The organism is Actinomadura sp. NPDC023710 (assembly GCF_040639875.1).
GTDB classification, from domain to species: domain Bacteria; phylum Actinomycetota; class Actinomycetes; order Streptosporangiales; family Streptosporangiaceae; genus Spirillospora; species Spirillospora citrea.
Genome location: NZ_JBFAGB010000008.1, coordinates 196,960 through 220,721 on the forward strand (window position 1 = coordinate 196,960; position 23,762 = coordinate 220,721).

Genomic DNA, 23,762 nt, shown 5'->3' on the forward strand with positions numbered 1-23,762 from the left:
GTGTGCCGTAATTACTTCCCGCGAAACACTGGATCGCCAATGTCGTAGCTCACGCAGGTAAGCCTTACCTAAGCTGGGCGTCCTCGCCGGAGGGCGCCTCGCCCTGGCCCGCGCCGGTCCCGCGCGGCAGCACCAGCACCGGGCACGGGGCGGCCCGGACGATTTTGCCGGAGCCCTCCCCGAGGAACACCTTGCGCAGCGGCCCATGACGGCCGGGCAGGCAGGCGACGACCTCGCCCGGCAGCATATCGACGGCGCCGAGAGTGCTGGCGACCCCGGTCCCCACCTCCGCGAGCCGCTCCACCGGCATCCCGTCCCCCAGGCGCGCCCCGAGCAGGCCCGCGGCCTCCCGCAGCTCCTCGTCGGCCCGGGCGACCTGGCGGTCCAGCGCGCCGCCGACACCGCCGAGCCCGGCCGCGAGCGCGGCCGGCCGCAGCACCAGCGTCAGCAGCCGCATCGGCAGCCCCAGCGTCCGCGCGAGCGCGGCGGCGGCCAGCAGCGGGCCCTCGACATCGCGGCGCGGCCAGAACGCCACGGTCATCCGCTCCAGCCGCCGCGCCGAGCGGTCGGGCCCGAGCGTCCGGTGGTGGCCCAGCGACTCCTCGGCGTATCCGCGCGGCGCCAGCATCACCGGCACCGGCGAGTCGTGCAGGAGCTGGTCGGCGGTGCTGCCGATGGCGATCCGGCCGCGGCGGCCGCCCGGAGCCGAGCCGATCACGACGAGATCGGCGTCCGCCTCCTTCGCGGCCTCGATGAGGCCGCGCCCGGTCCCCCGGTGGGCGCGCGCCCGCAGGTCCAGCTCAGGCCGCGGCACCTGGAGCTCGCCGAGCCGCGCGACGGCCCGCGCCAACGCCTCCTCGGCCTGGCCCCTGAGGTAGGCGACCCATTCGGCGTCCACCGACGCGGGGCCGTGCGCGGGCCAGGCGGGCGGATACAGGTTGACGACCGTCAGCCGCGCGAGCCGGCTCGACCGGTCCGCCGACCGGACCATCGCGGCCAGGGCGAGGGCGTCGTCGCCGCGCTCGTCGGGCGAGTACCCGACCAGCACGCGCAGCCCGTCCGGTCCCCCGCCTCCCGATTCCCCGGCATCAGGTGCACTGCCGTTCGGTTCACTGCCGTTCGGTTCACTCATGCGGGCTCCCTCCGTTGGGCCCTGCGTGCCGGGCCGCCAGGCGCGAGTGGCGGCGGCCGTACAGGAAGTAGGCGGCCAGGCCGACGGCGGTCCAGATCGCGAAGACGGTCCAGGTGACGCCGCCGAGCCCGACCATCAGGTAGACGCACAGCGCGACGCCGAGCAGCGGCGTCACCGGGTACAGCGGCGCGCGGAAGCTGCGCGCGAGCTCCGGCCGGGTGCGGCGCAGCACGATCACACCGACGCTGACCAGGGCGAACGCGAACAGCGTCCCGATGCTGGTGGCGTCGACGAGCCGGCCGAGCGGGATCACCGCGGCGAGGATCGCGATGAACGCCGCCACGATGACGGTGTTGGCGACCGGCACGCGGCGCCGCGGGCTCACCTTCTGGAAGACGTGCGGGACGAGCCCGTCCCGCGACATCGCGAACAGGATGCGGGTCTGCCCGTACATGACGGTGAGCACGACGCTGGCGATGGCGACCACGGCGCCCAGGGACAGGACCAGCGACGGCCACGTCCGCCCGCTCACCGAGTCCAGCACCTGCGCCAGCGAGGCCTCGGAGCCGCTGAGCGAGAACCGCGTCCAGTGCATGGCACCGACCGCGGCGAGCCCGACCAGGACGTACAGGGCGGTCACGACGGCCAGCGAGAGCATGATCGCGAGGGGCAGGTCGCGGCGCGGGTTCCTGGCCTCCTCACCGGCGGTGGAGGCGGCGTCGAAGCCGATGTAGGAGAAGAACACCTTGGAGCCGGCCGCGCTGATGCCCGCCCATCCCATCGGCGCGAACGGGGTCATGTTCCCCGCCCGGAACGCCGTGAAGGCGATCGCGCAGAAGAACAGCAGCACGCCGATCTTGAGGAACACCATGACCGTGTTGGCGGCGGCGCTCTCGGACGTGCCGCGCAGCAGCAGCGCCGTGGCGAACAGCACCACGATCACCGCGGGGACGTTGACGAGGCCGCCCTCCCCCGGCGGGTTGCTGATCTGCGCCGCGATCGTGAAGCCCGCCGCGCCGTCGAGGAAGGCGTTGAGGTAGGAGCCCCAGCCGACCGCCACGGCCGACACCGACACGGCGTACTCCAGCAGCAGGCACCAGCCGCAGACCCACGCGACCAGCTCGCCCAGCGTCGCGTAGGCGTAGGAGTAGGACGAGCCGGAGACCGGGATGGTCCCGGCCAGCTCGGCGTAGGACAGCGCCGAGAACAGGGCGGTGACGGCGGCGAGGACGAACGACAGCACGACCGCGGGCCCGGCCAGCGGGACCGCCTCGCCGAGGACGACGAAGATGCCGGTGCCGAGGGTCGCGCCGACGCTGAACAGGGTGAGCTGGAGCAGGCTCATCGTGCGCCTCAGCTCGCCGCCCTCGCCGCGCCCGCCCTCGGCGACGATCAGGTCGACGGGCTTGGTCCGCAGCAGGCTGCGCGCGAAGGTCTCCGGTGCGGTCCCGGCGGTCACAGGGTGCTCGCCAGCGGCCAGGTGGCGTTCGGGGTGACGATCGTCCCCGCGGTCCCCTCCAGGATGCGCTCGCACTGGTCGATCATCCCGATCGCGGCCATGTCGCCCGTCCGCTCGACGAAGCTCACCGCCGCCTCGACCTTCGGGCCCATCGACCCTGCGGGAAAGTCCTCGCCGCGCAGCTCGTACGGCGTCGTGTGGGTGATCTCCTCCTGCCGCGGCGTGCCGAAGTCGCGCATCACGCGGGGCACGTCGGTGAGGATGAGCAGCGCGTCGGCGTCCATGCTCTCGGCGAGGACGGCCGCGGTGAGGTCCTTGTCGACCACCGCCTCGACGCCCTCCAACCGCCCCACGTCGTTGCGGAAGACCGGGATACCGCCGCCGCCCGCGCACACCACCACCGTGCCGAGCCGGACCAGCTCCCTGATCAGCCGCGTCTCGATCACCCGCTGCGGCCGCGGGGACGGCACCACGCGGCGCCAGCGGTCCCCGTCGGGCCGGACGGTCCAGCCGTACTCGGAGGCGAGCTTCTCCGCCTCCTCGCGCTCGTAGACCTGGCCGACGAACTTGGTGGGATTCTGGAACGCCGGGTCCACCGCCGACACCAGCGTCTGGTTGATCATCGCCATCACCTGGCGGCCGGGCAGCGCGTTCTGCAGGGCCTGGAGCATCCAGTAGCCGATCATGCCCTGGGTCTCGGCGCCGATCGTGTCCAGCGGGTAGGGCCGGGTCAGGTTCGGGTCGTTGACGCTCTCCAGCGCCAGCACCCCGACCTGCGGCCCGTTCCCGTGCGTGATGATCAGCTCGTGCCGCTCGGCGAGCGGCGCCAGCGACCGCACGGCCCGGTCGACGTTGCCGCGCTGGAGCTCGGCGTCGGGCGTCTGCCCCCGCTTGACCAGCGCGTTCCCCCCGAGCGCGACGACCACGCGCATGCGTCCTCCCCCTCCCCGGCGGCCCCCGCTCAGCCGAGCGTCGCCACCATGACCGCCTTGATCGTGTGCATCCGGTTCTCGGCCTCGTCGAAGACGATCGACGCCTCGGACTCGAACACCTCGTCGGTGACCTCCAGGGCGTCCAGGCCGGTCCTGCGGTAGATCTCCTCCCCGACGGCGGTCCGCCGGTCGTGGAAGGCCGGCAGGCAGTGCATGAACCTGGCGGCGGGATTGCCGGTCGCCCGCATGACCTCGGCGTTCACCTGGTAGGGCGCGAGCATCGCGATCCGCTCGTCCCACACCTCGGCCGGTTCGCCCATCGACACCCACACGTCGGTGATGACGAAGTCGGCGCCGCGCACGCCGTCCGCGACGTCCTCGGTGATGGTGATGCTCGCACCCGTCCCGGCGGCGACCGCGCGGGACGGCCCGACGACCGTCTCCTCGTCGGGCCAGAGGGCGCGCGGGGCGACGATGCGGACGTTCATGCCGAGGAGCGCCCCGGCCGCCACGTAGGAGTGCCCCATGTTGTTGCGCGCGTCGCCCAGGTACGCGTACGTGACCTCGCGCAACGGCCTGCCGCCGTGCTCGCGCATGGTGAGCATGTCGGCGAGCATCTGCGTCGGGTGCCACTCGTCGGTCAGGCCGTTCCACACCGGGACGCCCGCGTGCTCGGCCAGTTCCTCGATGCGCCTCTGGCCGGCCCCCCGGTACTGGATGCCGTCGTACATCCGTCCGAGGACGCGCGCCGTGTCCTTCATCGACTCCTTGTGGCCGATCTGCGTCCCGCCGGGGTCGAGGTAGGTGACGTGGGCGCCCTGGTCGTGCGCGGCGACCTCGAACGCGCAGCGGGTGCGGGTGGAGGCCTTCTCGAAGATGAGCGCGATGTTCCTGCCCGCCAGCGCCTGCGTCTCCGTCCCGCCGCGCCTGGCCGCCTTCAGGTCGGCCGCCAGGTCGATGAGGTGTTCGAACTCGCCCGGCGTGAAGTCGAGTTCCCTGAGCAGGCTGCGGCCGCGCAGCTCGGCCGCCATCAGGCGTCCCGGACGAGCGGGCAGCTCATGCAGCGCGGGCCGCCGCGGCCCCGGCCGAGCTCGCTGCCGCGGATCGTGATGACCTCGACGCCGTTCCGGCTCAGGTGGTTGTTGCTCGTGGCGTTGCGCTCGTAGGCGACGACGACGCCGGGCGCGACGGCCAGGACGTTCGCGCCGTCGTCCCACTGCTCGCGCTCGGCGGAGAACACGTCCTGGGTCGGGGCGAGGACCGTGATGTCGTCCAACCCGAGCGCGGCGGCGACGGCCCGGTGCATGTCCTCCGCCGGATGATCGGTGATCTTGAGTTCCTTCTCGTTGTCGCCGGGCTCCACGGTGTGGGACGGAAGCATGCCCATCCCCGCGTACTTGGTGAACACCCCGTGGTCGACCATCGTCATGACCGTGTCCAGGTGCATGAACGCCCGCCTGCGCGGCATCCGCAGCGCGACGATCCGGTCGCAGGAGCCCCCGGCGAACAGCGCCTGGGCCAGCATCTCGACGGCCTGCGGCTGCGTGCGCTCGCTCATCCCGACCAGCACGGCGCCGTTCCCGAGGACCAGCACGTCGCCGCCCTCCAGCGTCGCCGGCGCCATGGCGGTGCCGCGGTTCCACACGTGGTACCCGCCCTCGGCGGGCCGGTCGTAGCCGGTCGCGAACAGCGGGTGCCAGCGGTAGACCGCCTCCATGTTCACCGTCTCGCGCATCCGGGCCTTCATGCGCATCGTGTTGATCGACACGCCGTCGTAGATCCAGCAGGACGTGTCGCGGGTGAACAGGTGGTTGGGCAGCGGCGGCAGGACGAACCCGTCCATGCCGATGGAGTGGAACGCGATGGACGCCGGCTCGGGCATCCGCTCCAGCATCTCCCGCTTGGTGATGCCCCCGATCAGGAACGCCGCCAGCTCCGCCACGTCCATGGCGTCGAAGCAGTTGCGGATCGCGTCGGTCGCCAGCGGGCCGAACCAGTGCGGGTCGACCACCCTGTCGAGGATGTGCCGGCGCGCCTCGGGGATCGTGACGGTCTCGCCGAGCAGGTCGATCAGCAGATGCGTCCGCACGCCCTGGGCGCGCAGCACGTCCTCGAACTCCTCGTGCTCCTCCACCGCCCGCCGGACCCACAGCACGTCGTCGAACAGCAGCCCGGCGGCGTTGGAGGGGGTGAGCCGCTTCAGCGACAGCTCGGGCCGGTGCAGCAGCACCTCCCGGAGCCGGCCCACCTCCGAATCGACGCGGAACGCCATCCCCACCTCCCCGGAGCACGGCCACGGCGCCGCGACTCCCCCAGAGCGCGGATTCCCCGGGGCGCGGCGGCGAAACTAGATCGACTTCCACCGGGCGGCTTTACCGCGACTTCACGCCGGCGGCGCCGGGACCGGGCGCGGAGCTGTCCTGCCCCGGACCTAAACTCGTCACCATGACACCCCCCGGAGACGGCGCGGTCGAACTGCACTCGCTCGCCAAGCGCTACGGCGCGGTGGCGGCCGTGGACGGCCTGTCGCTCAGCGCCGCCCGGGGTGCGGTCACCGCGCTGCTCGGCCCGAACGGCGCCGGCAAGACCACCACGATCGAGATCTGCGAGGGGTTCCGGCGGGCCGATGCGGGCACCGTCCGCGTCCTCGGCCTCGACCCCGCCGCCGACGGGCGCGCCCTGCGCCCGCGGGTCGGCGTGATGCCGCAGTCCGGCGGCGTGCCGGGCACCGCGCGGGCCGGCGAGTTCCTGCGGCTCGTCGCCTCGTTCCACACCGCGCCGCTCGACGCCTCCGCCCTGCTGGAGCGGCTCGGCCTCACCGGGCACGCCCGCACCCCGTTCCGGCGGATGTCGGGCGGGCAGCAGCAGCGGCTCTCCCTCGCCGTCGCCGTGGTCGGACGTCCCGAGTTGGTCTTCCTCGACGAGCCCACCACCGGGCTCGACCCGCAGGCCAGGCACGCGACCTGGGACCTGATCGGCGAGCTGCGCGCCGCCGGGGTCTCGGTCGTGCTCACCACGCACAACATGGAGGAGGCCGAGCGCCTCGCCGACCACATCGTGATCGTCGACGGCGGCCGGGTCGTCGCCGAGGGCGCCCCCGAGGAGCTGACCGGCGCCGAGCGGCAGCTGCGGTTCCGCGCCCGTCCCGGCCTCGGCCTGGAGGAGCTGCTCGCGGCGCTGCCCGCCGGGAGCGCCGCCAAGGAGTCGCCCGCCGGGCACTACCTGATCGAGGCCGACGTCCGGCCCGAGCTGCTGGCCACGGTCACCGCCTGGTGCGCCTCGCACGGCGTCCTGACCGAGGACCTGCGGATCGAGCGGCGCACGCTGGAGGACGTCTTCCTGGAACTCACCGGACGGGAGCTGCGCTCGTGACGACCTCGCTGGACCTCGCCCCCGCGCCGGGCGCCGCGCCGCTGCCGCGCATGATCCTCTCCCAGGCCGGCTACGAGTTCCGCGCCGTGCTGCGCAACGGCGAGCAGCTGCTGCTCACACTGATCATCCCGGTGGTGCTGCTCGCGCTGTTCAGCGCCACGTCCCTGCTGGACCTCGGCGCGGGCCGCCGCGTCGACTTCCTGGCGCCCGGCATCCTCGCCCTCGCGGTGATGTCCACCGCGTTCACCGGCCAGGCCATCGGCACCGGCTTCGAGCGGCGCTACGGCGTCCTCAAGCGGCTCGGCGCGACCCCGCTGCCGCGCGGCGGGCTCATCGCCGCCAAGACGCTCAGCGTGGTCGCGGTCGAGGCCGTGCAGGCCGCGGTGGTCTGCGCCGTGGCGCTGGCGCTCGGCTGGCACCCGCACGGCGACCCCGCCTCGGTGGTCGTCCTGCTGCTGCTCGGCACCGCCGCGTTCAGCGGGTTCGGGCTGCTCATGGCCGGGACACTGCGCGCCGAGGCCACCCTGGCCGCAGCCAACCTCGTCTACATCCTGCTGCTCGCCCTCGGCGGCGTCGTCTTCCCGCTGGACCGGTTCCCCGGCGCGGTGCGCTCCGCCCTGGAGCTGCTGCCGATCTCGGCGCTCTCCGAGGGGCTGCGCCAGGTCCTCCAGCACGGCGCCGCGTTCCCCGGCCGGCCGCTGGCGGTCCTCGCCGTGTGGGCCGTCGCGGGCCTCGTCCTGGCCGCCCGCTTCTTCAAGTGGGAGTAGCGCATGGTCCTGTCTGAAGCGCCCGGCTCGTTCGGCGGCGCGTCCCACCCCGCCCGTCCTTCCCGGGCGCGGGCGCTCTCATCGCGGAAACTGTCGCTCGGGTCGGTGCCGCCGCCCGCGCTGATCCTGCTCGGCATCATCTCCCTGCAGGTCGGGGCGGGCATGGCCAAGCACCTGTTCGACCGGCTGCCGCCGAGCGCCGTCGTGACGATGCGCCTGCTGACCTCGGCGATCGTGCTGGGGTTCCTCAGCCGCAAGGCGCTGCGGACCGTCCTGCGCGACCACTCGCGCTCCAGCCTCGCGATCGCCGCCGGCTTCGGGCTGGCGCTGGCGCTGATGAACTTCTCGATCTACCAGTCGTTCTCGCGGATCCCGCTGGGCGTCGCGGTCACGATCGAGTTCCTCGGGCCGCTCCTGGTCTCGATCGTCGCCTCCCGGCGCCCCCGCGACGCGCTGTGGGTCGTGCTGGCGGGCGCCGGGGTCGTCCTGCTCGCCAGGGGCGGCAGCGGCGCCCTCGACCCGGTCGGCATCGCGTTCGCGCTGCTGGCGGGGGCGTGCTGGGCGGGCTACATCGTGCTCACCGCCGCGACCGGCAGGCGGTTCCCCGGCTCCACCGGCCTGGCGCTCGCCAGCGTCGTCGGGACCGTCGCGATCCTCCCGCTCGGCGTGGCGTCCGCGGGCACCGCCCTGCTGGACCCGCGGCTGGTGCTGATCGGCCTCGGCGTCGGGCTGCTGTCGTCGGTGATCCCGTACTCGCTCGAACTGGAGGCGCTGCGGCGGATGCCCGCCCGCGTCTTCGGGATCCTCATGAGCCTGGAGCCCGCCGTCGCGGCGCTCGTCGGGGTGGCGCTGCTGGGCGAGATCCTCACGGCGCGCCAGTGGGTCGCGATCTGCTGCGTCATCGTCGCCTGCGCGGGCGCCACCCGGAGCCGGAAGGAGCCGCCCGAGGCCCCTGAGGCCTGAGCGGTGGCGGCCCCGTGTGGCAGCGTGGAAGGATCGGGACGTCGCGATCATCAAGCCGGAGAGGAGCCGCCGTGATCGGCCGGAGCGAGGACCAGGGGATTCCGCCCGAGTTCTTCGAGGCGGGGTCGGCGTCGTTCGTCGACTTCCTGCGCCTGCACTCCCCTGAGCTGCTGCCCGTCAACCGGGTGCCCGAGGGGGACGCGCCCGAACTGCCGCACGGGACGACGGTCCTGGCGCTGACGTTCCCGGGCGGCGTCATGATGGCCGGCGACCGGCGCGCCACGCAGGGCCACCGCATCGCCTACCGCGAGCTCGACAAGGTGCAGCGCGCCGACGAGTACTCCGCCGTCGCCTTCGCGGGGACGGTCGGGCTGGCGCTTGAGATGGTCCGGCTGTTCCAGGTGGAGCTGGAGCACTACGAGAAGATGGAGACCGTCCCGCTGTCGCTGCCGGGCAAGGCCCGCCGCCTCGGCGCCGTGATCCAGGCCAACCTCGCGCAGGCCCTCCAAGGGCTCGCGGTCGTCCCGCTGTTCGCCGGCCTCGACCCCGGCTCCGGCGAGGCGCGGATCTACACCTACGACATCACCGGCGCCCCGCAGGAGGCCCGCGGCTTCCACGCGGACGGCTCCGGCTCCCCGTACGCCACCGGCGCGCTGAAGAAGCTCTACCGCGACGACCTGTCCCTGGAGGACGCCGCCACCGTGTGCGTCCAGGCCCTCTACGACGCGGCCGACGACGACACCGCCACCGGCGGCCCCGACCCGGCCCGGCGCATCTACCCGACGATCGCGGTCGTCACCGCCGACGGCTACCGGCGGCTGCCCGAGGAGCAGGTCGCGGCGATCGCCGGGGAGGTCGTGCGCGGCCGGACCGAGCGGCCCGGCGGACCCGTCGCGCCCCTGCGCTGAGCGCCGGAAACGTCGTACCCGGCTTCTAGACTCGGCCCATGGCACGGGCGAACGACGAGGCTGCGGCCCTCATCCAGGAACTGGCGGACCTGCTGTCCATCACGGGCGGCGACGCTTTCAAGATCAGGGCGTACGAGAAGGCGGCGCGGGCGGTCGCGGGCCACCCCGGCGACATCGCCGGCCTCGACCTGGCCGGGCTCCGCACGATCTCGGGGGTGGGCGACGCGATCGCCAAGAAGCTCCTCGACTACAACACCACCGGAACGATCCGGCAGGTGGAGGAGCTGCGCACGCAGATCCCGGCCGGGGTCCGCGCCCTGACGGCCATCCCCACGCTCGGCCCGAAGAAGGCCCTCGCCGTCTACGAGGCGCTCGGCGTCTCCTCGGTGGACGAGCTGGCCGCCGCCGTCCAGGAGGGCCGGCTCCGCGGGCTCAAGGGCTTCGGCGCCAAGACCGAGGAGAACATCCTCCACGGCATCGAGCTGATGCGCAGCTCCGGCGAGCGCGTCCTGGTCGACGCCGCGGCGGGCGTCGCCGACGAGATCGTCGCGGCCCTGTCCGAGCTGCCCCAGGTGGAGCGCTGCGCCCACGCCGGCTCGCTGCGCCGGATGCGCGAGACGATCGGCGACGTGGACGTGCTGGCCGCCTCCCGCGACCCGCGTCCGATCATGGAGGCGTTCACCGCGCTCCCGTTCGTCGCGGAAGTGATCGCGGGCGGCGACAAGAAGACCTCGATCCGCACCGCCCAGGGCCTGCAGGTCGACCTGCGCGTCGTCCCGCCCGAATCGTGGGGCGCCGCGCTCCAGTACTTCACCGGCTCGCAGGCCCACAACATCCGCACCCGCGAGATCGCCGTGAGGGCGGGGCTCAGGCTGTCGGAGTACGGGCTGTTCGACGCCCGGACCGACGAGCTGATCGTGTCCAGGACCGAGGAGGAGGTCTACGAGCGCCTCGGCCTCCCCTGGGTCCATCCCACCCTCCGCGAGGACTCCGGCGAGATCGAGGCGGCGCTGAAGGACGAACTGCCCCACCTGGTGACCGTCGAGGACCTCCGCGGCGACCTGCACAGCCACACCGACCTGACCGACGGCGTCGCCTCCCTGGAGGACATGGCCGCCGCCGCGCGGGACCGCGGCCTGGAGTACTACGCGATCACCGACCACGCGCCGAACCTGGTCATGCAGCGCATGACCGACGAGAAGATGCTCGCCCAGCGCGCGCAGGTCGCCGAGCTGCGGGAGCGGTTCCCCGGCCTCACGCTCCTGCACGGCACCGAGCTCAACATCGACCCCGACGGCGGCGTCGACTGGGACGCCGACTTCCTGTCCGGCTTCGACGTCTGCGTCGCCTCCGTCCACTCCCACTTCACGCAGGACGAGGCGAGCATGACCCGGCGGCTCGTCCGCGCGTGCGAGAACCCCCACGTCCACGTGATCGGGCACCCCACCGCCCGCAGCATCGGCCGCCGGGCTCCGGTGAACGCCGACTGGGACGAGGTGTTCCGCGCCGCCGCCCGCACCGGCACCGCGATGGAGATCGACTCCTTCCCCGACCGCCTCGACCTGCCCGCCGACCTGATCCGGCGCGCGAAGCGGTTCGGCGTGAAGTTCTCCATCGACACCGACGCCCACTCCGTGGGCCACCACCGCAACATCCGCTACGGCGTCGGCACCGCCCAGCGGGGCTGGCTGACCCCCGACGTCGTCATCAACACCTGGCCGCTGGAGCGCCTCCGCGCGTTCCTGCGCAAGGCCTGAGCGCGGGTCAGGCGGGCTGGGGCGCCTCGGCGGGCCGCGGGGCCGCCGAGGCCGGGTCCACGGTCGCGGGGACGGGGCCCCGGTCCCGCAGGGCGAAGAACAGGCGGAACGCCGCGATCCACATCAGCACCGACCCGAGCATGTGCAGCAGCACCAGGCCGGCGGGCACGCCGAGGAAGTACTGGGTGTAGCCGACGGCGCCCTGCAGGACGATCAGCCCGGCCAGCTCGTGGGCGCGGCGGCGGGCGGCGGCGGGCGCCCCCGCGCGGTGCAGGGCCACGATGGCGAGCACCGTCAGGGCGATGGTGAGCCACGCCAGCTCGCCGTGGATCCGGGCGACGTCGGTGATGTCGAACCCGTAGCGGCGCGACTCCGCGTCGCCCGCGTGCGGGCCGGTGCCGGTGACGACGGTGCCCGCGACGAGCACGGCGGCGCAGGAGACCAGCAGCGCGGCGGCGAGGCGGCGCGTCCAGGGCCCGGCGAGCGGCCGGGGCGGCGCGTCGCCCTCTCCCGCGCGGATCCACAGCGCGACGCAGAACACCAGCAGGGCCGGCGAGACGAGGAAGTGCAGCGAGACCGCCGCCGGGTGCAGCTCGGTCAGCACGACGATGCCGCCGATGACCGCCTGGGCGACCACGCTCATCGGCTGGGCCAGCGCCCACCACACCAGGCCCCGGCGGCGCGGCCGCAGCCGCAGCGCGGCGACGAACACCAGCACGCCCACGCCCAGCACCACGAAGGTGATCAGCCGGTTGCCGAACTCGATCGACATGTTGAGCACATGGTGCTCAGGATCGTGGGTCGGCACGAGGCTGTCACCGGAGCAGCGCGGCCAGTCGGGGCAGCCGAGGCCGGACTTGGTGACGCGGACGGCGCCGCCGCTGACGACGATCACCACGTTGCCGATGACGCCGATCAGCGCGAGCAGCCGCAGCGACCCGGGCGTCGGGCGCCACACGGCGTTCCAGGTCCGGATCAGGAGGTTGGAGGACTCTCGCTCTGCCACGGCACCAATCGTATGGCCGGGTCCCCGCGACCGTGACCCGGCCCCCGGCCGTCTCGCGCCGCTCCGCCCGCGTCCGCGGGTCAGGCGCCGTACGGACCGGGCGGCCGCGGCGGCAGGAACCCCGACGGCCCCTGCCGCGCCCAGGGCGGCCCGGCCTGCAGGCCCGCTCCGGGGCGCGGCGGGGTGCGCAGGAACGCCTGCCTGGCCAGCGACATCAGTGCGAGCAGCGAGTCGCGGCGGGTCAGGAACCAGCGCTGGTCGGCCACCCCCCGGTCGGCGCGCTTGTGCAGCAGCGCCAGCTCGGTCGCGGCGAGCTGGTAGTCGACCATGGCGCGCCCGGCGGGCGCGCCGCCGACCGAGCGGGCCCAGCGGCGGGCGGCGCGGCGCGAGGGGATGGAGCGCAGCATCCGCACGTCCTGCGGCGTCACCAGGCCCGTCCCCGCGTACATCGGCAGGTAGGCCTCGATGCGGCGGACGGTGTTGCGCCGCTCGACGAACACGATGACGATCAGCGTGACCAGGACGCAGAAGTCCAGCAGGTAGACGATGCCGAGCCCGCCGAGCCCGAACGCGGCGGCGCCGTTCCACAGCCCGTGCAGCACCATCGCGCCGAGCAGCCCGGCGAGCGGCGCGGCGATCTGGCCGCGCCGGTGCGTGGCGGCGTAGGCGACGCCGAGGCCGGTCATCGAGGTGAACAGCGGGTGGCTGAGCGGCGCGATCAGGCCGCGCAGGATGAAGACCGCCTGGAGCTGCTGGGCGCCGCCGTCCTCGAAGGCCCGCGTGTAGTACGTGACGTTCTCCATCATGGCGAAGCCGAGCCCGACCATGGCGGCGTACATTATCCCGTCGGCGAACCCGTCGATCTCGTTGCGGCGGAACCACAGCATGCCGAACAGGACGGCGCCCTTCAGGGTCTCCTCGATGATCGGCGCGCCGATGGCGGCGCTGACGAAGTGGCCCTCCGTCTCGCCGAAGATGGGCACGGTCACGTACAGCATCCCGGCGGTGTTGAGCACGAGGGCGCCCAGCACGGCGACGCCCGCGCCCCACATGAACGAGAAGGCGAGGGCGCGCGGCGGCTCGGGCTCCAGCCGGTCGAGGGTGAGGGCGAGGGCGATCAGCACCGGTATCGGCAGGATGGCGAGGACCACCCCGACCCAGAAGCCGGCCCCGCCGAGGGCGGCGTCCGCGCCGAGCGCGATGACGGCGCACAGCCCGGACACGGTCATGCCGAGGATCAGGCCGACCGGGGGCCGACCGGGGACACGGCCTTCGAGCACCGCCTTGGGATCCATGCTCGCCATAACGCGAAAGCGTAACGGCAGGTCGCACCGATCGCTAAAGCGCAGGCGATCCCCGCGGCGGCGGCGCGGGAGCGCGCCGGCAGTACCGCGCCGGTCAGTACAGCGCGCCGGTCAGTACAGGAGGGGGTCGACCGCCACGGCGGTGAACAGCAGCGCCAGGTAGACGTTCGACAGGTGGAAGAAGCGCATCGGCCGCAGGTGGACGCCGGTGACCCCGGCGCGCACGGCCTTCAGCAGCCGGTGCCCCTCGGCCAGGAAGACCAGGCCGAGCACGACGGCGACGGCCCCGTACACCGGGCCCATCCCGGCGACGGGCCACAGCACCAGCGAGCAGGCGACGGTCGCGTAGGTGTACACGAGGCTCTCGACGACGACGCGGCGCTCGGACGCGACGACCGGCAGCATCGGGACCTTGGCGAGGGCGTAGTCCTCGCGGTAGCGCATCGCGAGCGTCCAGGTGTGCGGCGGCGTCCAGAGGAACACCACGCCGAACAGGACGAACGGCGTCCAGGCGACGGTCCCGGTGACGGCGGCCCAGCCGATGAGGACGGGCATGCACCCGGCGATGCCGCCCCACACGACGTTCTGCGAGGTGCGCCGCTTGAGCAGCAGCGAGTAGACGAAGACGTAGAACAGGATCGCGAACAGCGAGCCCGCCGCGGCGACCGGGTTGACCGCGAGCAGGAACCCGGCGGTGGACAGCACGGCGAGCGTCACCCCGAAGACGAGGGCGCGGGCCGGGGTGACCTGGTGGCGGGCCAGCGGGCGGCGCCGGGTGCGGCGCATCTTGGCGTCGATGTCGCGGTCGATGTAGCAGTTGATCGCGTTGGCGGCGCCGGCGGACATGGTGCCGAACGCCAGCGTCAGCAGCACGGTGGACAGCGGCGGCACGCCCCGGTCCGCCAGGAACATCACCGGGATGGTGGTGATCAAGAGCAGCTCGATCACGCGCGGCTTGGTCAGCGCCACGTAGGCGCGCACGCTCGCACCGGGCGTGCGCCGGGCGGCCCGCTCGGCGGGGGGCGGCGCGAGCCCGGACGCGGGCGCCTCCGGCACCTGCTCGTCCAGGTCGATCCCGCGCTTGTTACTGAGCACCGTCACAATCGGGTCCACGTCTGACTAGGGATGAGAAATCGGTACCACCCTGGCGGTGCCCCGCGATCGGGCCGGCCTCGGCTGGGTGCGACTTCGGCTTGGTCGTCTTGCCGCGGCGGCTGGCGTCAGCCGCGCAATCACTGTAGTCCGCCCCCTCCCGGAGGCGCGCACCGGGTCGCCGGACGCGTCGCGCCCGGTGCCGGCGGCCCCGTCCGGACCCCGGGGCGACCTCGGATCACCCGCCGGATCCCCCGTGCGGGGGGTTAGTCGGCGGGGCGTTCGGGCAAGGGTGCATGAAGCGTCGCGGCCCTATGCCCGGCGCGTCGGCGCAGGGGTCCCCCGCCCCCGCCTGCGACGGCCCTCCCGCGCGATAGGCTCGCGGCTGGGCGCGGGCATGATCTTCGCGACCGCGCCCGTGCGGCCGTGCGGGGCGGGGGAAGAGGCGCCGCACCGCCGGGCGTTGTCCTCTGTGGGGGTCGTCTGCGGGGTCGCCGGCGCACAACATTACAGAGTGGTTCTTTGACATCGGTTCGAGAGGAGCCTGGCGTTTCCGTGAGCAGGGACAACAGCACGTTTGAGTGGTCCGAGCAGGACCGGCGCGCGGTGGACGTGATCCGCGCCCTCGCCATGGACGCGGTCGAGGAGGCGGGCTCCGGTCACCCCGGCACGGCGATGAGCCTCGCGCCGGCCGCCTACCTTCTCTTCCAGCGCTTCCTGCGGCACGACCCGACGGACCCGCACTGGGCCGGGCGGGACAGGTTCGTGCTGTCCTGCGGACACTCCAGCCTGACCCTCTACATCCAGCTGTACCTGTCGGGCTACCCGCTGACGCTGGACGACCTGAAGTCCCTGCGCAAGTGGGGCAGCCTCACCCCCGGCCACCCCGAGTACGGGCACACCGCGGGCGTGGAGACCACCACCGGGCCCCTCGGGCAGGGCATCGCCAACGCCGTGGGCATGGCGATGGCGGCCCGCCGCGAGCGCGGCCTGTTCGACCCGGACGCGCCGGAGGGCGAGTCCCCCTTCGACCACACCGTCTGGGCGATCGCGTCCGACGGCGACATCGAGGAGGGCATCAGCCACGAGGCGAGCGCGCTGGCGGCGCACCAGCGCCTGGGCAACCTGGTCCTGCTCTACGACGACAACCACATCTCGATCGAGGACGACACGGCGATCGCGCTGTCGGAGGACGTGCGCGCCCGGTACGCGGCCTACGGCTGGGACGTCCACCACGTCGACTGGACGCAGGACGGCGACTACGCGGAGAACGTCGCCGCGCTGGCGGAGGCGTTCGCCGCGGCCAAGGCCGACACGTCCCGCCCGTCCTTCATCGCGCTGCGCACGATCATCGGCTGGCCGGCGCCGAACAAGAAGAACACCGGCAAGATCCACGGTTCGGCGCTCGGCGCGGACGAGGTCGCCGCGACCAAGCGGATCCTCGGCATGGACCCGGCCGAGAGCTTCCTGGTCCCCGAGGACGTGCTGGCCCACGCCCGCGCCGTGTCCGACCGGGGCCGCGCCGACCACGCCGAGTGGGCCAAGTCGTTCGAGGCGTGGCGCTCCGCGAACCCCGAGCGGGCCGCGGAGTTCGACCGGATTTCGTCCCGGACGCTTCCGGCCGGCTGGGAGGCCGCGCTTCCGGAGTTCGAGGCGGGCAAGGCCCTCGCGACCCGCGCGGCGTCCGGTGAGGTGCTGGCGTCGCTGGCGCCGACGCTGCCGGAGCTGTGGGGCGGCTCGGCCGACCTCGCGGAGAGCAACAACACGACGATGAAGGGCGAGCCCTCCTTCATCCCGGAGGAGTTCCAGACCAAGGAGTTCCCCGGCCACCGCTACGGCCGCACGCTGCACTTCGGCGTCCGCGAGCACGCGATGGCCGCGATCTGCAACGGCATCGCGCTGCACGGCGGCACCCGCCCGTACGGCGGCACGTTCCTGATCTTCAGTGACTACATGCGCCCGGCGGTCCGGCTGGCGGCGCTGATGAAGCTGCCGGTCACCTTCGTCTGGACGCACGACTCGATCGGCCTCGGCGAGGACGGCCCGACCCACCAGCCCGTCGAGCACCTGTGGGCGCTGCGGGCGATCCCCGGCCTGGACGTCGTCCGCCCGGCCGACGCCAACGAGACGGCGGTCGCGTGGCGGACGGTCCTGCAGCACACCGACCGGCCGGCCGGCCTGGCCCTGACCCGGCAGAAGCTGGCGACGCTGGAGCGCGGCGGCGAGATCGCGTCCGCCGAGGGTGTCGCCAAGGGCGGCTATGTGCTGGCCGACGCCGAGGGCGGGCGCCCCGAAGTGATCATCATCGCGACGGGCAGCGAGGTGGAGCTGGCGCTGCAGGCGCGCGCGACGCTGCAGTCCGAGGGCACCCCGACCCGCGTCGTGTCGATGCCGTGCGTGGAGTGGTTCGAGGAGCAGACCGACGCCTACCGGCAGGAGGTCCTCCCGCCGGGGGTGCGCGCCCGGGTGTCGGTCGAGGCCGGCGTGGCGCTCGGCTGGCGCGGCTACGTCGGCGACGCCGGCGAGTCGGTGAGCCTGGAGCACTTCGGCGCCTCGGCCGACTACAAGACCCTGTTCCTGCAGTTCGGCATCACGCCCGAGCGCGTGGTGGCGGCGGCCAAGGCCAGCCTCATCAAGGCGGGAGTGCGGAACGCCGGTCAGGGCGAGACGACCGGCAACTGAGCGGGAGCCCGCGAGGCGGACGGCGTCCGCGCACCCCTGGGCGCCGCCCGCCCCCGGCGCGGCGATGAAGACGACGAGGAGGAGAAAGCGATGAGCGAGATTCTGAAGAAGCTCTCGGGCGAGGGCGTGTCGATCTGGCTGGACGACATCAGCCGGGAGCGGCTGCGCACGGACAACCTGGCGGAGCTGGTCAAGGACAAGTACGTCGTCGGCGTCACGTCCAACCCGACGATCTTCGCGAAGGCGCTGGGCAAGGGCGACGCCTACGACGAGCAGGTCCGCGACCTCGCGGTGCGCGGCGTGGACGTCGAGGAGGCGTCCCGCGCGATCACCACCTACGACATCCGGTGGGGCTGCGACGTGCTGCGCCCGGTCTACGACCGGACGGAGGGCCTGGACGGCCGGGTGTCGATCGAGGTCGACCCGCGGGTGGCCCGCGACACCCGCCGCACGATCGCCGAGGCGCGTGCGCTGTGGTGGATGGTGGACCGGCCCAACCTGTTCATCAAGATCCCGGCGACGGAGGAGGGCCTGCCGGCGATCACGGCGGTGCTGGCCGAGGGCATCAGCGTGAACGTGACGCTGATCTTCTCGCTGGAGCGCTACGGCAAGGTCATCGACGCGTTCTTCGCCGGCCTGGAGAAGGCCCGGGAGAACGGCCACGACCTGTCGAAGATCGCCTCGGTGGCCTCGTTCTTCGTCAGCCGGGTGGACACCGAGATCGACAAGCGGCTCGACAAGATCGGCTCGGACGAGGCGAAGGCGCTGCGCTCGAAGGCGGGCCTCGCCAACGCCCGGCTCGCCTACGCGCTGTACGAGGAGAAGTCCGGCACCGACCGGTGGAAGTCGCTCAAGGACGCCGGGGCCCGTCCCCAGCGGCCGCTGTGGGCCTCGACCGGCGTGAAGGACCCCGACCTCAGCGACACGCTGTACGTGGACGAGCTGGTCGCGCCCGGCACGGTCAACACGATGCCGGAGGCGACGCTGCTGGCGGAGGCCGACCACGGCCAGGTCCGCGGCGACACCGTCCGGGGCGCCTACGACGACGCCCGCGCGCACATGGCGGCCCTGAAGGACGTCGGCGTCGACTACGACGACGTCGTCCGGGTGCTGGAGGATGAGGGCGTCGAGAAGTTCGAGGCGTCCTGGAAGGAGCTCCTCGACACCATCACCGGCGAGCTGGAGTCCAAGAAGGCCGGCGCGTGACCTCGGTGGTGACCGCCGGGGGGATCTCGGTCACCATCCGCGGCGCCGTCGTCGACGAGAGCGAGACGGTCCTGGACCGTCTCGTCTCCGACGGCGTGCCGGGCTCGCTGGCGTCCCGCAACGCCAAGCTGTGGGGGCCCGACGCGGCCCCGCTCGCCGCCCGCCGGCTCGGCTGGCTGGGTCTGCCGGAGACCTCGCGGTACCTGAGCGACCGCCTGTCGGGCCTGGTGGGCGAGGTCCGCTCCGCCGGGCTCGACCGGGTCGTGCTGGTCGCGTCCGGGGGTCCTGCGCTGGCGGCGGACGCGATCTGCCGGACGGCGGGCGCGGACCTGACCGTCCTCGACACCACCGACCCGCACGAGGTGTCCGCCGTCCTGGCCGGCAGCCTGGACCGGACGCTCGTCGTCGTGGTGGACGAGGGCGTCGAGGCCGAGTCGCTTCGGCGCGTCTTCGGGCGCGCCTTCTCCGAGGCCGGGCTGAAGGGGGCCGAGCTGGCGCGCCGGTTCGTCGTGGTGGCCGAGGAGGGCTCCGACCTCCAGCAGGCGGCCCGCGACGTCGGGCACCATCTCGTCCTGGCCGAGCCCGACGTCGACGGCCGGTTCGGCGCGCTCGGCGCGCGGGCGCTGGTCCCGGCGGCGCTGGCGGGCGTGGACGTCGAGGTCCTCCTGGACGAGGCGGCCCGGCTCGCGGGGGCGCTGCGGCAGCCCTACGACAACCCGGCGCTGGCGCTCGGCGCGGCGCTCGGCTCCTCGGCGCTCGGCGCCCGCGACAAGCTGGTGATCGCCGACCTCGGCTCCGGCCTGGACGGCTTCGCCGCGTGGGCGGAGCAGCTGGTCGCCGGGGCGATGGGCAAGGACGGCAAGGGGCTGCTCCCGGTCGTGGTGGAGGGCGTCGACGCGCCCGGCTTCGAGCTGACCGGGGAGCTGCGGCGCGTCATCCTCGGCCGCCGCCCTGACGAGCCGGGCCCCGGGCGCGAGGCGGGGGTGAGCGTCGCCGGGCCGCTCGGCGGGCAGTTCCTGCTGTGGGAGTACGCGGTCGCGGTGGCGTGCCGGGTGATCGGGGTCGACCCGTTCGCCGAGCCCGACGCCGACGAGTCGCGGGAGAGCACGGCGGCGCTGCTGCGCTCGGAGGAGGGCGCCGCGCCGACGGTGGTGCACCGGCCTCCGGAACTGGTCGAGGGCGCCGTCGAGGTGCACGCCCCCGAGGAGGCGCTACGGGGCGCGCAGACCCTCACCGAGGCGGTGGACGCCCTCCTGGAGGACGTCGAGGACGGCGGCTACCTCGCGGTCCTGGCCTACCTGGACCGGTCCGGGGACGCCGCGGCGGCGGAGCTGCGGCCGCTGCTGGCCGCGCGGGCCGCCAAGGTCCGCCGGAAACCGGCCCCCGTCACGTTCGGGTGGGGGCCCCGCTGCCTGCACACGGCCGGGCAGTACCACAAGGGCGGCCCGGCGAACGGGGCGTTCCTGCAGATCACCGGCGCCGTCACCGACGACCTCCCGGTGCCGGGCAAGCCCTACAGCCTGGGTGAGCTGCACCTCGCACAGGCGTTCGGCGATCTGCGGGTGCTGCGCTCGCTCGGCCGTCCCGCTTTCCGGATCCATCTGCGCGACCGCGCCGAGGGCCTCCGCCGGCTCGTCGCGGCCCTGAGCTGACCGACCGGGTCCGGCCGCGTCGACTCCGTGCGACCGGCCGGATCCGGGACGCGACCAAGAAGATCGATGGAGATGGTCGCGAATGCCCATTCTCTCCTGAAACGATGGGGGCCGGGAGGGAACGGTGTCAGGATTCGACGTACTCACGCGCGGCGACGTGCTCGACTCCGCGCTGCAGGCGCGGGACTACCTCGTGAGCTGCGGCGTCCCGGGTGCGCTGGCCGCGAAGGACCCGCAGCTGTGGGGGCGGCGGGCGGTCGACCACAGCCGGCTGGGCTGGCTCGACCTGCCGTTCGCCTCGCGCGGCCTGCTGAACCAGGTGGGCGGTCTGGTGTCGGAGGCGCGGTACTCCGGCCTCGACCATGTGGTGCTGATCGGCGTCGGCGCGGAGAGCCTCGCCGCGCAGGCCATCGTGGAGGCGCACGCGCCCGCGCTGGCGGGCGCCGGCGGCGCGGGCGAGCGGCCGTCCGGCGAGCTGACCGTCCTGGACGGCGGCGACACCGCCGCGCTCGCGTTCGCGATGGAGCGGCTCGACCGCACGCTGGTCGTGCTGGCCAGCAAGTCGGGGGTGTCCCTGGAGGGCGACGCCTACCGCCGGATCTTCGCGGCCGCGTTCCGGGAGCGGGGCCTGTCGGAGCGGGAGATCGCCGGCCGGTTCCTCGTCATCACCGACCACGGCAGCCCGCTGCACGACTTCGCCCGCCAGTGCGGCTACCGGATCGGGCTGACCGACCCCTACCTGCCCGGGCACTACGGCGCCCTGTCGGCCTACGGGCTCGTCCCGGCCGTGCTGGCGGGCGCCGACGCCGACCGGCTGCTGGAGGAGGCGGCGTCGCTGGTGCCGTCGCTGTCCAAGGACGAGGACAACCCGGGACTGCTGCTCGGCGCCGTCATCGGCGGCTGCGCGCAGCAGGGGCCGGGCGGGCTCGCCCGCGACAAGGTGCTGCTGCGCGAGCCGGGCGGGCCGGGCGCGCTGAGCGCGTGGATCTCCCAGCTGCTCGCGGTCGGCACCGGCAAGCGGGGGCGCGGCGTGCTGGCCTTCGAGCCGCCCGGCGGGCGGGGCGACTTCCCCGACGTGCACGGCGTGTCGGTCAATCCGCGCTCGGCGGCGCAGGACGAGTCCGACACCTCGGTGTGGGCGCCGCTCGGCGCGCAGTTCCTGCTGTGGGAGTACGCGACGGCGGTCGCCGGATGGCTGCTCGGCGTCAACCCCTTCGAGGCGGGCAGCACGGTCGTCCAGGAGGCCGAGGACGACGCCGCCACGCTGCTGCGCACGGTCGCGGGCGGGTCGCTCACGGCGGAGCGGCCGGTGTACGTCGAGGACGACATCGAGGTGCACGCCGACTTCCCGTGGCCGCCCGGAGCCGAGCTGCAGACCGTCCTCGGCGGCCTGGTCGCCTCGGTGCCGTCCGACGGCTACCTGGCGGTGATGACGTACCTGTCCGGCGACTTCTCCGGGCGCTACCTCGCGCCGTCGCTGGCCCGCGCGTCCGGCCGCCCGGTCGCCTACGGGCCGGGTCCCGGCTACCCGCACGCGACGGGCCCGGTGCACAAGGACGGTCCGGGCAACGGCGCGTTCCTGATCATCACCGGCGACCCCGCGCCGGGGGACGCGCTGGCCGCGCACCCGGTCCCGGGGCGCCCCTACAGCCTGGCGCAGCTGCAGATCGCGCGCGCCCTCGGGGAACTGCGGGCGCTGCGCGCGCGGCGGCTGCCGGTCATCCGGCTGCACCTGCGCAACCCGGTGGACGGCGCGGCGCGGCTGATCGAGGCGGTCCGCGCGGTGGCGGGGGCGCGCAGACCGTGAGCTTCACCGCCGTCGTCTCGGGGGAGACGGCCATCACCGCACGCGGTGCGCTGAGGGAGGCCGCCGAGCGGGTCATGGGCCGGTTGTGGATCGACCAGGTGCCGGTCCGGCTCGCCTCGGAGGACGCGTCGCTGTGGCCGTCGGCCGCCACCGCCGGCGTGGAGGGCCGCCCGCTGTGCTGGCCCGGGCAGCCCGGCCCGGGACGTGCGGTGTTGGACCGTGCCGAACGGCTGCGCGCGCGGGCCCGCGAGGACGGGCTGACCGACGTGGTGCTGCTCGGCGGCGGCGCCCCGGCCCGCGCCGCCGAGCTGATCGTGCGCGCCCGCGGGCCCGCCGCGCCGGACGGCGCCGGTTCGCTGACGGTGCTGGACGGCCCGGACCCCGGGCCGCCGCTGCGCGTCCGGGAGGACCCGGAGCGGCTGAACCGGACGGCGTTCGTGGTGACCGGCGACGACCCGGCGACCGAGGCGCTGCGCGAGGTGTTCGCGGAGGCGCTGCGGGAGGAGGGCCTGTCCCCCGCCGGGATCGCGCGGCGGTTCGTGACGGTCGCCGAGCCGCGCGCGGCGGCGGCCAAGCACGCGACGGAAGCGGGGCACCCGCTGGTGGAGGCCCCGGCGCCCACCGCGTTCGGCGCGCTGTCCCCCTACGCGCTGGTGCCCGCCGCGCTCGCGGGCGCCGACGTCGGGGCGCTGCTGGTGGAGGCCACCGCCGTCCTGCCGTCGCTCACACGGCCGGAGAACAACCCGGGGCTCGTGCTCGGCGCCATCCTCGGCGGCGCGGCCCGGGCCGGGCGAGGGACGGCCGTGCTCGGCGGCTACCCGGCGGCGCTGCCGGGCATCGCGGGGTGGGCGGCGCTGCTGCTGCGGGAGGCGGCCCGCGGCCGGCTGGCGCCGGTCGTCCAGGACGGGGGCCTGCCGCTGCTGCCCGACGACGACCTGTTCCTGCTGACGTTCGACGGCCGCCCGCACCAGGACGACGCCACCGTCGCCGGGCCGCTCGCCGCGCAGCTCGTCGTGTGGGAGTACGCGGCCGCCGTGGCGTCCTACCTGCTGGAGGCCGACCCGCTGGCGGCGGAGCGGCCCGCCCCGATGACGCTGGACGACGGGATCGGCGAGCCGCTGTTCGCCGACGGCGACCCCGGCCGGGCGGTCGAGGCCCACACGACCGTCCCGGCGCTGGCCGGCGCGTCCGGGCTCACCGAGCTGCTGGACGCGCTGGCGGGCCGGGTCGGGCGGGGCGAGCACCTCGCGCTCGTCGCCTACCTCGACCCGGACGGGGCGCGCGGCCAGGGCGCGCAGGTGCGCCGGCTCGCCGCGCTGCTCGCCGCCCGCTGCGGGCGGCCGGTACGGGTGGACTGGGGCGCGCGGCCGGCCGCGACCGGAAATGATCACCCGGACGGATGCGTTTACCTTCTGGTGACCGGGAACGTCGTCCGCGACGTGCCGGTCCCCGGCCGGCACCACAGGCTCGGCATGCTGCAGCTCGCGCGGGCGCTCGGGGACGCCCGCGACGCCCATGCGGCGGGCCGCCCGGTGGTCCGGCTCCATCTGCAGAACCGCTGGGCGGGGCTGACCCGGCTGCTGGACGCCGCCAGAGGGGGCACATGAGCGCTCACACCGGGGGCGGCGGAGACCGTGGCCGGACAGGGGGCGATTCCCAGTTGGGGCCCGCGATACGAGTTGGGGCAGGATGCTTGCAGCAGTAGTCGAAGAAGGCGCAGTGC

General features: G+C 74.1%; 18 protein-coding genes. 10 read left to right on the forward strand and 8 right to left on the reverse strand.

From position 1 onward, the window contains the following. Nucleotides 1-64: 64 nt before the first annotated feature. The 5 genes from AB0H37_RS12185 to AB0H37_RS12205 are packed head-to-tail and all read right to left on the reverse strand — an operon-like array spanning nt 65 to nt 5,795. Entirely contained in the window at nt 65-1,132 is a 1,068-nt protein-coding gene (locus tag AB0H37_RS12185) for a universal stress protein (RefSeq protein WP_360612374.1), read from the reverse strand. Further along, nucleotides 1,125-2,591: an amino acid permease gene (locus AB0H37_RS12190; RefSeq protein ID WP_329090149.1), complete on the reverse strand. Its 1,467-nt coding sequence runs from the start codon at nt 2,589-2,591 to the stop codon at nt 1,125-1,127. Before AB0H37_RS12190 ends, AB0H37_RS12185 begins: the two co-directional genes overlap by 8 nt. Further along, nucleotides 2,588-3,523, reverse strand: coding sequence for a carbamate kinase (gene arcC / locus AB0H37_RS12195; RefSeq protein WP_329090147.1), 936 nt, complete (start codon nt 3,521-3,523; stop codon nt 2,588-2,590). Before arcC ends, AB0H37_RS12190 begins: the two co-directional genes overlap by 4 nt. A 29-nt stretch (nt 3,524-3,552) precedes the next feature. Beyond that, nucleotides 3,553-4,554 (reverse strand): ornithine carbamoyltransferase, encoded by a 1,002-nt coding sequence (gene argF / locus AB0H37_RS12200; protein WP_360612376.1) that lies wholly within the window; start codon nt 4,552-4,554, stop codon nt 3,553-3,555. Further along, nucleotides 4,554-5,795, reverse strand: a complete 1,242-nt coding sequence (locus AB0H37_RS12205; RefSeq protein ID WP_329090144.1) for an arginine deiminase — start codon at nt 5,793-5,795, stop codon at nt 4,554-4,556. The genes argF and AB0H37_RS12205 overlap by 1 nt, the downstream gene beginning before the upstream one ends. 173 nt (nt 5,796-5,968) lie before the next feature. Between AB0H37_RS12205 and AB0H37_RS12210 the strand changes: the two genes are divergently transcribed. The 5 genes from AB0H37_RS12210 to polX all read left to right on the forward strand — a co-directional run bounded on the left by AB0H37_RS12210 (nt 5,969) and on the right by polX (nt 11,290). Next, nucleotides 5,969-6,895 carry an ABC transporter ATP-binding protein gene (locus tag AB0H37_RS12210; RefSeq protein WP_329090142.1) on the forward strand — a complete coding sequence of 309 codons (927 nt, stop codon included), beginning with the start codon at nt 5,969-5,971 and terminating at the stop codon, nt 6,893-6,895. 50 nt (nt 6,896-6,945) lie between these two features. Further along, nucleotides 6,946-7,662 (forward strand): ABC transporter permease, encoded by a 717-nt coding sequence (locus tag AB0H37_RS12215; protein WP_360612456.1) that lies wholly within the window; start codon nt 6,946-6,948, stop codon nt 7,660-7,662. Nucleotides 7,663-7,665: 3 nt separating this feature from the next. After that, on the forward strand, nt 7,666-8,625 hold the full coding sequence (locus tag AB0H37_RS12220) for an EamA family transporter (RefSeq protein ID WP_329090140.1): 960 nt from the start codon (nt 7,666-7,668) through the stop codon (nt 8,623-8,625). Between the two features lie 71 nt (nt 8,626-8,696). Then, nucleotides 8,697-9,533: a proteasome subunit beta gene (gene prcB / locus AB0H37_RS12225; protein ID WP_179835245.1), complete on the forward strand. Its 837-nt coding sequence runs from the start codon at nt 8,697-8,699 to the stop codon at nt 9,531-9,533. A 38-nt stretch (nt 9,534-9,571) separates the two neighbouring features. Further along, nucleotides 9,572-11,290, forward strand: coding sequence for a DNA polymerase/3'-5' exonuclease PolX (polX, locus tag AB0H37_RS12230; RefSeq protein WP_360612379.1), 1,719 nt, complete (start codon nt 9,572-9,574; stop codon nt 11,288-11,290). A 7-nt stretch (nt 11,291-11,297) separates the two neighbouring features. Here the strand turns inward: polX and AB0H37_RS12235 are convergent, their stop codons facing one another. The 3 genes from AB0H37_RS12235 to AB0H37_RS12245 all read right to left on the reverse strand — a co-directional run bounded on the left by AB0H37_RS12235 (nt 11,298) and on the right by AB0H37_RS12245 (nt 14,656). Then, nucleotides 11,298-12,296: a COX15/CtaA family protein gene (locus AB0H37_RS12235; protein ID WP_360612381.1), complete on the reverse strand. Its 999-nt coding sequence runs from the start codon at nt 12,294-12,296 to the stop codon at nt 11,298-11,300. 80 nt (nt 12,297-12,376) lie between these two features. Continuing rightward, entirely contained in the window at nt 12,377-13,600 is a 1,224-nt protein-coding gene (locus AB0H37_RS12240) for a PrsW family intramembrane metalloprotease (RefSeq protein ID WP_360612382.1), read from the reverse strand. Between the two features lie 111 nt (nt 13,601-13,711). After that, nucleotides 13,712-14,656: a heme o synthase gene (locus tag AB0H37_RS12245; protein ID WP_329098667.1), complete on the reverse strand. Its 945-nt coding sequence runs from the start codon at nt 14,654-14,656 to the stop codon at nt 13,712-13,714. A gap of 591 nt (nt 14,657-15,247) precedes the next feature. On the opposite strand from AB0H37_RS12245, the gene tkt reads away from it, so the two are divergent. The 5 genes from tkt (at nt 15,248) to AB0H37_RS12270 (ending at nt 23,646) form a co-directional block, all read left to right on the forward strand. Continuing rightward, complete coding sequence (gene tkt, locus AB0H37_RS12250; protein WP_360612384.1) at nt 15,248-17,374, forward strand: transketolase; 2,127 nt, start codon at nt 15,248-15,250, stop codon at nt 17,372-17,374. 90 nt (nt 17,375-17,464) lie between these two features. Next, nucleotides 17,465-18,580 carry a transaldolase gene (gene tal, locus AB0H37_RS12255; RefSeq protein ID WP_360612385.1) on the forward strand — a complete coding sequence of 372 codons (1,116 nt, stop codon included), beginning with the start codon at nt 17,465-17,467 and terminating at the stop codon, nt 18,578-18,580. Continuing rightward, nucleotides 18,577-20,232, forward strand: coding sequence for a glucose-6-phosphate isomerase (locus AB0H37_RS12260; protein ID WP_360612387.1), 1,656 nt, complete (start codon nt 18,577-18,579; stop codon nt 20,230-20,232). Before tal ends, AB0H37_RS12260 begins: the two co-directional genes overlap by 4 nt. Nucleotides 20,233-20,356: 124 nt before the next feature. Next, the gene (locus tag AB0H37_RS12265; protein WP_179835253.1) at nt 20,357-22,039 is read left to right on the forward strand and encodes a phosphoheptose isomerase; all 1,683 of its coding nucleotides are present in this window, start codon (nt 20,357-20,359) and stop codon (nt 22,037-22,039) included. Then, nucleotides 22,036-23,646 carry a hypothetical protein gene (locus AB0H37_RS12270; RefSeq protein ID WP_360612390.1) on the forward strand — a complete coding sequence of 537 codons (1,611 nt, stop codon included), beginning with the start codon at nt 22,036-22,038 and terminating at the stop codon, nt 23,644-23,646. Before AB0H37_RS12265 ends, AB0H37_RS12270 begins: the two co-directional genes overlap by 4 nt. The last annotated feature ends 116 nt before the right edge of the window (nt 23,647-23,762 follow it).